9 protein-coding genes, 1 tRNA gene and 1 pseudogene are annotated in these 11,414 nt (G+C 68.6%); 6 read left to right on the top strand and 5 right to left on the bottom strand.

What is annotated here, in order from left to right; translation table 11 throughout:
* Nucleotides 1-114 precede the first annotated feature (114 nt).
* Nucleotides 115-1,233 carry a substrate-binding domain-containing protein gene (locus tag JMF97_RS26830; RefSeq protein ID WP_203224057.1) on the bottom strand — a complete coding sequence of 373 codons (1,119 nt, stop codon included), beginning with the start codon at nt 1,231-1,233 and terminating at the stop codon, nt 115-117.
* Nucleotides 1,234-1,622: 389 nt separating this feature from the next.
* Between JMF97_RS26830 and JMF97_RS26825 the strand changes: the two genes are divergently transcribed.
* The 5 genes from JMF97_RS26825 (at nt 1,623) to JMF97_RS26805 (ending at nt 7,343) form a co-directional block, all read left to right on the top strand.
* The gene (locus tag JMF97_RS26825; protein WP_203224056.1) at nt 1,623-2,816 is read left to right on the top strand and encodes an ROK family transcriptional regulator; all 1,194 of its coding nucleotides are present in this window, start codon (nt 1,623-1,625) and stop codon (nt 2,814-2,816) included.
* Between the two features lie 254 nt (nt 2,817-3,070).
* Nucleotides 3,071-4,951 carry an alpha/beta hydrolase-fold protein gene (locus JMF97_RS26820; RefSeq protein WP_203224055.1) on the top strand — a complete coding sequence of 627 codons (1,881 nt, stop codon included), beginning with the start codon at nt 3,071-3,073 and terminating at the stop codon, nt 4,949-4,951.
* Nucleotides 4,952-5,085: 134 nt separating this feature from the next.
* The gene (locus tag JMF97_RS26815; protein ID WP_203224054.1) at nt 5,086-5,493 is read left to right on the top strand and encodes a DUF4260 family protein; all 408 of its coding nucleotides are present in this window, start codon (nt 5,086-5,088) and stop codon (nt 5,491-5,493) included.
* Nucleotides 5,494-5,634: 141 nt separating this feature from the next.
* Nucleotides 5,635-6,006 (top strand): YciI family protein, encoded by a 372-nt coding sequence (locus JMF97_RS26810; RefSeq protein WP_203224053.1) that lies wholly within the window; start codon nt 5,635-5,637, stop codon nt 6,004-6,006.
* Nucleotides 6,003-7,343: an RNA polymerase sigma factor gene (locus JMF97_RS26805; RefSeq protein ID WP_238360233.1), complete on the top strand. Its 1,341-nt coding sequence runs from the start codon at nt 6,003-6,005 to the stop codon at nt 7,341-7,343. Before JMF97_RS26810 ends, JMF97_RS26805 begins: the two co-directional genes overlap by 4 nt.
* Before the next feature lie 128 nt (nt 7,344-7,471).
* On the opposite strand, the gene JMF97_RS26800 is transcribed toward JMF97_RS26805, so the two are convergent.
* The 3 genes from JMF97_RS26800 to JMF97_RS26790 form a co-directional block, all read right to left on the bottom strand.
* Complete coding sequence (locus tag JMF97_RS26800; protein WP_203224052.1) at nt 7,472-7,714, bottom strand: hypothetical protein; 243 nt, start codon at nt 7,712-7,714, stop codon at nt 7,472-7,474.
* A gap of 257 nt (nt 7,715-7,971) precedes the next feature.
* Complete coding sequence (locus tag JMF97_RS26795; protein WP_203224051.1) at nt 7,972-8,412, bottom strand: DUF6228 family protein; 441 nt, start codon at nt 8,410-8,412, stop codon at nt 7,972-7,974.
* Nucleotides 8,413-8,643: 231 nt separating this feature from the next.
* A tRNA-Arg gene (locus tag JMF97_RS26790) sits at nt 8,644-8,719 on the bottom strand.
* A gap of 896 nt (nt 8,720-9,615) precedes the next feature.
* Between JMF97_RS26790 and JMF97_RS26785 the strand changes: the two genes are divergently transcribed.
* The gene (locus tag JMF97_RS26785; protein ID WP_307817118.1) at nt 9,616-11,361 is read left to right on the top strand and encodes an anti-sigma factor; all 1,746 of its coding nucleotides are present in this window, start codon (nt 9,616-9,618) and stop codon (nt 11,359-11,361) included.
* Here the strand turns inward: JMF97_RS26785 and JMF97_RS31565 are convergent.
* Nucleotides 11,331-11,414, bottom strand: a pseudogene (locus JMF97_RS31565) (DNA mismatch repair protein MutT); the annotation flags it as partial. The gene JMF97_RS26785 and the pseudogene JMF97_RS31565 overlap by 31 nt on opposite strands.

Here is an 11,414-nt window from a genome sequence, read left to right as displayed (position 1 = left end):
TCTCCTTGCCGATCGACGCACCGGCGTCACGGTCGAGGGCTGCCGTGCCGCGCGGCCGGGGTGAGGTCCGGGGCCGTCCGCCAGAAAAGGCCCCGGACCTCACGTCATCTGCGGTCAGTTACCGAGCACCTCGGCCGGCGGCTCCTGGCCGTAGTCGTCGCGCCAGGCCTCGGCGATGTTCTCCTTGGTGGCCGCCATCGGCGCGCTGACGACCAGCTCCGGCGCCTGCTTGCCGAGCAGCCCGTAGGCGGCGACGATGCCCAGGTTCTGGCCGAGCCGGGTGGAGCCGTTGCCGATGACGCCGACGACGTTGCCGCCCTTGACCATGTCGGCGGCGAGGTTCGCCTCCAGGTCGTTGGTGACGATCTTGACGTCGGTACGACCCTGCTGCCGGGTCGCGGCGAGCACGCCCTCCGCGGCGGTGGCCCAGGCGACGTAGACGCCGTTGAGGTCGGCGTGGCGGGTCAGCATCGCGGTGGCGATGTCCTCGGTGCGCGCCGGGTCGGAGAAGCCGGTCTCCTCGACGATCTCGATGTCCGGGTAGAGGTAGCCGAGCCAGTCCTTGAACGCCTTGTCCCGCTGGTTGGTGAACCAGAAGTCGGCGTCGTGGTAGACATAGCCGACCTTGCCCTTGCCGCCGAGCGCCTTGCCGAGCAGTTCCGCGTTGGCCTTACCGAACGCGGTCAGGTCGACGGTGACGATCCCGACGATCTGCTCTCCGGACTTGAAGTCCTTCGGCGGGGTGGTCATCACGACCAGCTTGACGCCGGCGTCCACGGCGGGCTTGAAGGCCGCCGCCGCGGCGGTCGGGTCGACTGCGATGGTGACGATCAGGTCCGGCTTGAGGGCCAGGACGGTCTGCACGTTGTTGGCCTGCCGGGCCGGGTCGAACTCGGCGCTGGTGCTGGCCAGCACCTTGATGCCGAGCTCGTCGAACTCCTTGCGGACCCCGGACTCCACCGCCTGGGTCAGCGCGGAGCCCTCGTGCCAGACGAAGGCGGCCGAGTAGTTGCCGTCCTTGACCTTCTGCCGCTCCTCGGGGGTGAGCGAGAGCTGGTCGGCGGCGGTCGGGGTCTCTCCGCCGGGGCCCACGAACGACAGGCTCGGTTCGGTACGGGGGCCGCTCGACGCGCCGCCGTTGCCGCCGGACGTCTCGTTCGAGCAGGCGCCGACCATGAGCGCCAGGGCGCAGAGCGCGCCCAGGGCGGCCCCACGTCTACGGCTGAATTTCATTGCTCTACCTCCAGCAACGGGGTCCGGGACCGGGTGGTCCCGGACTGACACGGGGTTCCGACGCGACCGGCGCGGCGCGTGACGGGGGCACGCGCCGCAGCCCCGGGGGTACCGATGGGGGCCGGCGACCTCTATTTCCGTTCAGGCTGAAAGTATTATCGCGGTCGTCACACTGAGTCAAGAGGCCTGGTCAGAGATCCCGAGCACTTGTTTCGACCCGGACAATCCGCATTTCGGCTACCTCGCGCGCCGGGTCAGCCGCGTCGATGAGCCGGGGACGGGGCACTGTCGAACGATGTCGCAGGGGCGGCTGACGCGAAATTTGGTTGTTGCCCTGCCGCCGGCGCGGCCTTAGCATTCGGTCGGAAAAGAAATCGGCGGAGGTGGACGTGGAAGCCCGAGCACCGCGGCGCGCCAACCGGTCGACCGTGCTCGCCCATGTCCTGACGCACGGGCCGGTCACCCGCACGGCCATCGGTCAGGAGACCGACCTTTCCCCAGCCACCGTCTCGCGCATCGTCGAGCAGTTGCTCGACGAGGGACTGCTGGTCGAGACGGACGGCACCCCGACCGCGACCCGGGGCCGGCGGGCGACGCGGGTGGCGATCGCCGCCGGACGCGGCGTCGTCTGCGGCGTCGACGTCGGCGGGTCCAACGTCCGGATGGTGGTCGCCGATCTCGCCGCCACGCCGCTGGTGAGCCGGACCGTCCCCACGCCGGCCCACTACGACGCCCTTCGGCTGGCCCAGTGGCTCGCCGACCTGATCCGGCAGACCGTCGGCGACAAACTGGACCGGCTCGACTGCGTGGCGGTGGGGCTGCCCGGTGCGGTCCGCGAACACGACCGCGCGGTGTCCAACGCGCCGAACCTTCCCCAGGTGGAGGACCCGGAGTTCCTGCGGTTGCTGGAGAAACGGCTGGCTACCGAGGTCGAGGTGGACAACGACTCGAACTACGCGCTCCTCGGCGAACTGCGCTTCGGTGCCGCCCGCGACGCGCAGACTGCGGTGATGTTCACCATCGGGGCCGGGCTCGGTGCCGGCGTCGCCATCGACCGGCGGCTGTTCCGTGGCCGCAGCGGCATGGTCGGCGAGTTCGGGCACCTGCCGGCCGGTCCGCTGGGCGCCTCGCTCGAACAGATCATCAGTGGGCCCGGCATCCTCGCCCGCGCCCGTGACCTCGGCCTGCCGTTCGACAATCCGGCCGACGTGTTCCACTCCACCGACTCCCGCCTGGTGCCGGTCAAGCAGTACGTCGAGCAGGCGCTGCTGATCATCCTCACTGCCGCGGTGGTGGCCTACGAACCCGAGGTGATCGTCCTCGGCGGCGGCATCTCCCATGCGCTCAAGCCCGAACTCGGCCGGCTGGGCGGTCGGCTGCGGGAGATCGTGCCGGCCGCCGCGGCGGCCGTGCAGAGCGCCGAACTCGGGGACCTGTCCGGTGCGCTGGGCGCCGTGGTGGCGGCGTTGCACACCGCGTACGGGCGACTCGGGCTCGCCGAACTCGACCTCGCCCACGTGCCCCAGCCGGATGCGCTCGCCGGCTGCGACCTGCACGCGTTGTCCGCCAACGCGATCGCCTGACCGTTCCGCCCGGTAGCTCCACTGTGGAGCTGCTCGTGGGCTGCCTGCCGGGCGGCCCTGGCGAGGCTGTGAGCAGGAGTGATCGACGGCCGGCAGAGCCCGGAACCCTTGACATCGAAACGTGTGCGCCGTCACACTGTGGCCTGCTAATTCGATTTAGCGCAGGGCGGGTTCCCCGCAGTAGCAGGCTCCTCGCCCTGACCGGACACCACACCGCCAAGCCGCGAACGACACTGCAAAAGGAGCGTGCTCGGATGAAGAGAGCGATCGGAAGGGGCCCGGTCAGGCGGGCGATCACCCTGCTCGCGTTGATGTCACTCGGCGTCGGCGCGGCCGTCTCCGCGCCGGCTGCCGCCGCCACCCCCGCCAAGGTGGAGGGTGCCACCGTACGGGCCGACAACGGATCCCCGACCGGATACACCGTCGACTTCGTCTACCGCAATCCGCACGCCACCCAGGTCCGCCTCGCCGGAGACCTGACGTTGCTCGACGTCACCACCGGCAACACGCGCTACCAGCCGGAAGCGTGGCAGACCGGCCGGTACCACGCCGGCGGAACCGAGTTCCTCCGGGACATGACCAGGGACGCCGACGGATACTGGTCGGTCTCGGTGCCCCTGCACGCCGGCAGCCTCAGCTACTGGTACCGCGTCTGGGACCCGACCCAGGGCTGGGAGAACAAGCGCATCTGGGACCCCGCCTCGACGAACCCACGGCCCCCGGGCCAGTCCTCGTTCCGGGTCAGGAACAACGACGTGCTCGACGCCGTCTACGTGCCGTACGCCGACAAGCAGAACGACCCGGTGCTCAAGGAACGCGCCGAATACGAACTGCCCGCGGCCGACCCCGCACACCGGGGCACCGTCCAGTACGTCCCGTACACCACGATCCTCGGCGACAGCGGCCACTACCTCGGCGTCTACCTGCCGGCCGGCTACGACGCCAACCGCCCCGAGCCGTACAAGGTCGCCTACCTCGCGCACGGCATCTTCGGCGACGAGACCGACTTCATGGTCCCCGCGAACGTCCCCCACATCCTGGACAACATGACGGCCAAGGGTGAGATCGAGCCGACGGTCGTGGTCACCATGGGCAACCACTTCACCGGCACCAGCCTCGGCTTCGCCTCGTACAACCAGACAAACGCCGCCAACAACCTGGTCCAGACGATCCTCCCGTTCATCGAGGAGCGCTACCACGTCTCGACCGAGCGCGAAGGACGCGCGTACGCCGGATTCTCGTACGGCGGGATGACCGGCGCGCACGTCATCCGGGGCTACCCGACCACCTTCGCGTTCTACGGGCACTTCTCCGGTAACCCGTCGCTGACCGCCCAGGACTACGACAACGTCGCTGCCGCCGTCGGCGACGACGACCTGTTCGTGTTCCTCGGCAACGGTGTCTTCGAGGGCAACCTCAACGCCCAGAACACCATCGCGAACAACTTCCGGGCCCGGGGCTACCGCGCCACCACGACCCAGGTCCCCGGCGCGCACGACGGGATGACGGCGAGCCAGCTGTTCACCATCTTCGCCCGCGACCACCTCTGGACCGGTGTCGACTCGGTGTCGGTGTCGCCCGCGACCGAGGAGCTGACGAAGGGCTGGAACTGGCGCAAGCAGTTCACCGCCGACGTGCACACCAACGAGGGCGTCAGCCCGGCGGTGACCTGGTCGGTGGAGGGCGCCACCTCGGCGGCAACCACCATCTCCGCCGACGGTCTGCTCTCGGTGGCCGCCGACGAGACCGCCTCGACGCTCACCGTCCTGGCGACGTCCGTGGTCGATGCGACCAAGTCCGGCTCGGCCACGGTCAACCTGACCGCGCCGGGCACGAACCGTGTCGTGGTCAAGGCGAAGGCCGCACCCGCGTCCATCGCCCGGGGCGGCACCTTCACGCTCACCGTCGACCTGCGGGCCCAGACCCAGCACCGGAAGGCGCCGACGGTGACCGGTGAGATCGCCGTGACCTTCGGCGGGACCACCCAGGTGGTCGCGTTGACCGACGGTTCGGCCGTGGTCGAGCTGCCGACCAGCGGCCTGTCGGCCGGGGGATACCCGGTCCACGTCGCCTACTCCGGTGACCCGACCTACACCCCCACCGCCGCAGTCCACCAGCAGTTGCGAGTGCGGTAACCACCTCACGTGAGTGGGCCGGCGACGGTAGGTCGCCGGCCCACCCGCGTGCGGGAACCATGCCGGTCGAATGCCACGTCGGCGTAGATTCAGACTGCTGCCCGACCCGGCGGACGACGAGAGGGGACCCGGAGATGAAGCCGGTCACGACACAGCGCATCGAGTCCGCTGCCCTCGCCGTCCTCGCCGTCGTCGTCACCATCGCCGCCGGGTACGCCTGGTGGTGGCTGCTCGCCCTGTTCCTCCTCTTCGACCTCTCCATGCTCGGCTACCTGCGCGGCCAGCACCTCGGCGCCGCCTGCTACAACCTGGTGCACTCGTACACCCTGCCGGCCCTGCTCGGCGCGGTGGCGGTGGCCGCCGCGGCGGCCGGCGAACCGATCGACTGGCTCGGCATCCTCACCGTCGCCTGGGTGTTCCACATCGCCCTCGACCGCGCCCTCGGCTACGGCCTCAAGACCACCGAGGGTTTCGAACACACCCACCTCGGCCTGATCGGACAGGCCCGGCGAGCCCACCGGGTCACGACCCGCGAACAGTGATCAGCGCAGAATCGATAGCTGCGTGCGGTCCCCGGCGGATGATTGAGCCGCAGGCCGACTGCTGACGATTCCGGCCCGCGCCGATCGTCATCTCCGTGCCGGTGCCGAGGCGGCACCGCACCGAGAGCCAGGGAGAAGCCGATGCGCTACGCACTGATGATCCACTACCCCGAGCCGGGCGAGGGCGAACTCACCGACGAGGTCATCGCGGAGGCAAGAGCCGCCTTCGACGCGTACGGCCGGGCGCTGAGCGCCGCCGGGGTCCTCCTGGCGGCCGACATCCTCCAGCCCGCCGCCGCCACGACCACCGTCACCCGCAGAGACGGCAACCTGCGGGTGCAGGACGGCCCCTTCGCCGAGACCAGGGAAGCCCTGGCCGGGGTGTTCCTCCTCGACGTACCCGACCTCGACGCCGCCATCGGCTGGGCGGAGAAGTGCCCGGCCGCACAGTGGGGCGTCATCGAGGTACGCCCCACCGCGACGGCGTTCGTCGACGGAGCCTGGACGAGTTGACCACCAGCGAGGGCCGGGCAGCCACCGCCGTCGCGGCCGGTGCCGAGGCGCGGGCGGCTACTGCCGTCTCGGCGGGCGACGAAGGCCGGGCGGCCACCGCCGTCTCGGCCGGTGACGAGGGGCGGGCCACCGCAGCGGTCGCGGCGCGCGACAGTTACGGCCGGCTGCTCGCCCTGCTGTCCACCTCGACCAGCGACATCGTCCGGGCCGAGGACGCCCTGGCCGACGCGTTCGAGCGGGCCCTGCGCAGCTGGCCCGACCAGGGCGTACCGAACAACCCCACCGGATGGCTGCTGACCGTCGCGCGCAACCGGCTCCGCGACCACTGGAAGTCGGCACAGTGGCAGCGCAGCGTCCCGCTCGACGTCGAACGGGACACCCCCGTGCACCTCGACACACTCGACCCCGACGCCATCCCCGACCGGCGGCTGGAACTGATGCTCGTCTGCGCACACCCGGCGATCGAGCGCGCCGCACGCACCCCACTGATGCTCAACACCGTGCTCGGCTTCACCGCCGAGCAGGTCGGCCGGGCCTTCTCGACACCCACCTCCACGATGGCAACCCGCCTGGTACGCGCGAAGCGACGCATCAAGGCCACCGGCATCCCGTTCCGCATCCCCGACCGCAACGACCTGCCGGGCAGGATGGCCGCCGTCCTTGAGGCCATCTACGGGGCGTACGTCATCGACTGGGCGACGACCGGCCGGCAGGCCCGCCCGGTGCCCACCGAGGCGCTGCACCTCGCCGAGGTACTCACCACGCTGGTCCCCGACGACCCCGAGGCGCACGGGCTGGCCGCACTCGTCCAGCTCTCCGCCGCACGCCTACCCGCCCGCCTCGACGAACACGGACGATTCGTGCCGCTGGCCGAGCAGGACCCGACCCGCTGGAACGACCGCCTGATCCACCGGGCACACCAGCACCTACGCACCGCCCACGCCCGCCGACACCTCGGACGCTTCCAACTCGAAGCCGCCGTTCAGGCGGTGCACTGCGCCCGGCGACACACCGGCACCACCGACTGGCCGGTCCTGCTGGACCTGCACCGCGTACTCCACACGCTCGCACCGTCCCTCGGCGGCGCCGTCGCCCTCGCGGTCGCCACCGCCGAAGTCGACGGCCCGGCAGCCGGACTGACCCGACTCGACGAACTGCCGAACGACCGTGCCCGACGGTTCCAGCCGGCCAAGGCCGCCCGTGCCCACCTGCTCGAACGGCTCGGCCGCCAGGCCGAGGCCGCCGCGGCGTACGACAGCGCCATCGCCCTCACCCACGACCCCGCCGAACGCGAACACCTCACGCGCCGCCGTGCCCGCATGTGCCCCGGCACCTGACCGGCACCGGGACCTCGGCGGCCGATGAAGTGTGCAGACGCTTCTGCACACTGGAGCGACCAGCCGATGGATGGGGGTCAAAGCGGTGTCCCCGGCAGGATTCGAACCTGCGACACGCGGCCCGGCGGTCATGAACCCTCATCCCGCAACCGGGCTCGTGACTGCTCGACCATCTCGGCGTACTGCGGCGAGAACGGCTCGACCAGCTCCCGTTCCAGTAGGCAAGTGAGATTCCACAGCGCCCGTTGCTCCGCCTGATCCTCGACCACGTCGGCGAAGTCGTTGGTCGTCTCGTCGGTGCGATACAGCCACTCGAACAGAACCAGCGCCTCGTCACGACTGAGCCGCAAGACCACCTCGTCCTCTGCCACACCAAAGCAGCGTACGGACACCTTCCGTTTGGAGGAGCATGATCAACCGACCGTGATGCCCGAAACGCTTGCGGCCGGCGGTTCACTCGGCAGCTTCTCGTGCCCGCTACGCGCCCCGGTTACTGGCCCCCGGATGGCCCGTGACGGCCTCGGGATTAGAGGAGATCGTGGATGGCTGGTGAGTGCCAGCCGGTCCGTCGTTGTCGGCCAGCGTCGGTGTCAGTGGGCGGGCCCGGCTGTACCGGTGGCTGTACGGGTCACCTCGCTAATTTCTCGAAATGGGCACGAAGATCGGCAACGAGCGAGGTCATCTGTTCTCCCGCCTCGACGGTGATGAAGACTCGGGCGAGCCATCCGTCGGGTGAGTAGGAGTCCTGGCGAAGGGTGCCGCCTAGAGAGACGTGCCCCTTGCCGTCGTGGCGGGCGGTGATCCGCATGGTGGCGTCCAATGATCGCCAACTTCGTTCACCCTCCCAGCCGCGCCAGTCGTCGGCCAGTTGCTCGAAGAAGATGACGAGGTCCGGCTCCTGGGCGTGAGTCGGCCATGCAAGGTCTACTCCGCGCCGAGCGGTAAGTCCTTGATCATGCAGCTCCACCTGCATCACGACGACGTACCCTTCACCCCACGGGTCTTCTGGTGGATGAAGCACCCACGTGCTCCCTGCGGGTGGATATCCGATGATCAGTGGGGCGTTCATGATGCCGCATCATGGCTGGCGGATCATGGCGTCCTGGTGGCGGCTCGTCGGCTCGGGCACGCCAACGCCAGTGTCACGACTCGTCACTACGCCCGTGCAGCCGACGGGCGAGATGCTGAGGTCGCTGAGTACCTGGACGTGAGCCGGTCGAAGGTGGCGAGGCGATCGGCAACGCAGCGGGCACGCAAGCCATGGAAGGCGGATCAGTGATCGGTGATCATGGCTTTGACCTGGTGCCCCCGGCAGGATTCGAACCTGCGACACACGGTTTAGGAAACCGATGCTCTATCCCCTGAGCTACGAGGGCGCGAGGGCCTAGTCTAGCGACCTGGGGGTTCACCTGGGGTGGCAGGGAGTGGCCCACGTTCACCCACGTCGTCGGAAACCCTGTTCCCGCAGCCCATGACCACCGCCCGACCACATCAACCCCGGTTTTCGACCGGCGGTGGGCCGCGGTGACCAAGATTGGCACGGGTTGACCCAGGGTGGTATCGGCTGGAGAGCACACGCCGCACACATCAGGAAGATCATCCTCGCCCTGGCTTGGTCCGGATCAAGACTGGTTCCGGCGGGTGTCTGGCGAGAGGTCGCGTGCTTGGGCGCGGCGCTGTCCCGGCCGAGTGGCCTTGAGGTCACGGCGAGCTTTTCGTTAGTCTATGGGCATTCTGTCCTATCCCCCTGATTTCGGATGACTTGTGTGGTAGGTCGTAGGTCGCCTCGGACAGTAAATTTTCTTGCTGAAAATTCTCTGAAGATCTCGTTGCGTGAAGGCGTTGGCTGGGCCGGTGGAGAGGTGGGCCCTTGATGCGCGCTTTGGGGCGGTATTCGGCGGCAGGTGTGATCCGATGGCCCGCCTGATGAGTGCGGCCTGTGACCGTCCCTAGTGGAGCTTTGTCGATCATGCTCTTGTGTGGGCGTCGGTGGGGTGTCTAGCGTGTCGATCAATTTCTTGGATCGACGGGGGGCGTTGTGATGCTTGCTGGCCGCCGTGGGGGCACTGCGTTTGACCGTTTTGGGGCGCGGGGGAGGGTCAGGGCGGGAGCCTTGGCGGTCGCGGTGTTGCTGGGGTTGTTGCCGGTGGTGCAGTTACGTGGCCCGGCGGTTGCGGCGGGGCCGGTGTTGGAGCCGGGTGATTCGACGTCGGTGGCGAGTGTGGGGGTGCGGCAGCAGGCGCAGGATCCGGATCCGGATGACGAGGTTACGGTGACTGATCCCCTTCCGGCGGGCACGTTTCCTGAGGGTGGTGAGGCGGTCCTCGACCTTCAGGGTGATGCCGGGGATCGGCAGGCGTTCGGGTTGACGGTCGAACCGGCCGGTGAGGCGCCCGAGGGTGAGGGTGTGGCAGGGCGTGGCCTGGCTGGTGGTGAGGTCGGGTCGGTGCGGGTGCGGTCGTTCGATCGGGCGACGTCGGTGGCGTTGGGTAACGCGGGCCCGTTGTATGCGCTTGACCGTGCGGATGGTTCGGCGGCGGCGGGTGCGGTGCAGGTCGTCGTCGACTATGCGGATTTCGCGCAGGCGTATGGGGGTTCGTTCGCGGATCGGTTGACGTTGGTGCGGTTGCCGGGGTGTGCGGCGACGACGCCTGAGGTGCCGGAGTGTTCGGCGGATCCGGTGTGGGTGTCGGCTACCAATGATCCGTATGCGAAGACGTTGACGGCGGTGGTCGAGGTCGGTGGCGACGCGACGGCCGCCGGTAGTCGGACGGGTGTGTTCGAGGGTTTCGGTCCGGAGTCGGCGGTCGAGTCGACGGGTGTGTATGCGTTGGCGTCGTCGGCGTCGGGTGGGTCGACGGGTTCGTACACGGCCACGGATTTGAAGCCGTCGGGGTCGTGGCAGGTGGGGGAGAGCGCGGGGTCGTTCACGTATTCGTATCCGTTGCCGGAGCCGCCGTTGCCGTACGGGCAGACCCTGGGCTTGGAGTTGTCGTACAGCTCGTCTGTGGTGGATGGGATGACGCACGGGACGAACAACCAGTCGGGTCCGGCGGGGTTGGGGTGGTCGTACTCGCCGGGTTATGTGGAGCGGACGTACAAGCCGTGTCGGACGCATCGGACGGAGATGTGTTGGGAGTCTCCGGATGGTGAGGACGGGGAGTCGGCGACGAATGATGCGGGGGCGTCGCATATCACGATCTCGTTGCAGGGGCAGTCGACGCAGATCGTGAAGACGACGGCGGGTGTGTGGAAGCCGGTCGACGACTTCGGGTGGCGGGTGGAGTTCCTGGCGGGTGGGGCTGAGGACGACGGTTATTGGAAGGTGTGGACGCAGGACGGTACGGAGTACCGGTTCGGGTTCGTGCGGGACTCGGTGTGGAAGATGTCGTTCCTCGGTGACGAGGCGGGGGAGCCCTGCTATGACGTGTATCCGGCGTCGTGTCGGGATCCGTGGCGGTGGAACCTGGATCGGGTTCGTGACGCCAATGAGAACGAAACCTATTTGCACTGGACGCGGGAGACGAACCATTACAAGCGGGCGTTGAGTGGGTCGATCCTGGAGTACGACCGGGGTGGGTATCTGTCGGAGATCGAGTACGCGAAGAACGTGACCGAGGCGGGTGCGGTTCCGGTCGGGCGGGTGGTGTTCGGGTGGGCGCACCGGTGTGTGGAGCGCACCGCCGAGGATGATCCGTTCAACAACACCCCGGCGACGTGTCCGGCGTTGTCGTCGAACCCGAACTCCTACCCGGATGTGCCGGGTGACCTGGTCTGTGGGTCGTCGTCGTGTGGGAACTACACCCAGTCGTTCTTCACCAGCAGGATCCTGGACCGCGTCATCTCCTACCAGTGGAACGCCGGCACCGGAGAGTGGAACAACATCGGCCGGGTGCAGTTGCGGTACAAGGTGTCCAACCCCACCGGCTTGACCGAGCGGGCGTTCGGAGAAATTGTCAATACCTGTGGACGGGTGTTGACGTTGCCTCAGCGCATGCGCGCGGTCTCGTGTAGATGATCGAAGATAATCTGGTCGACTGGGGAGACCCGGTGGCGGTCGGCGTGGGTGAG

It is taken from the genome of Micromonospora fiedleri (assembly GCF_016774385.1).
GTDB lineage: Bacteria > Actinomycetota > Actinomycetes > Mycobacteriales > Micromonosporaceae > Micromonospora > Micromonospora gifhornensis.
This window is presented reverse-complemented; position numbering and strand designations above follow the sequence as displayed.

Bases quoted from the DNA above. Each gene is read 5' to 3' on its own strand.
- JMF97_RS26830 (WP_203224057.1), bottom strand. From the start codon at position 1,233: ATGAAATTCAGCCGTAGACGTGGGGCCGCCCTGGGCGCGCTCTGCGCC.
- JMF97_RS26820 (WP_203224055.1), top strand. From the start codon at position 3,071: ATGAAGAGAGCGATCGGAAGGGGCCCGGTCAGGCGGGCGATCACCCTG.
- JMF97_RS26815 (WP_203224054.1), top strand. From the start codon at position 5,086: ATGAAGCCGGTCACGACACAGCGCATCGAGTCCGCTGCCCTCGCCGTC.
- JMF97_RS26810 (WP_203224053.1), top strand. From the start codon at position 5,635: ATGCGCTACGCACTGATGATCCACTACCCCGAGCCGGGCGAGGGCGAA.
- JMF97_RS26795 (WP_203224051.1), bottom strand. From the start codon at position 8,412: ATGAACGCCCCACTGATCATCGGATATCCACCCGCAGGGAGCACGTGG.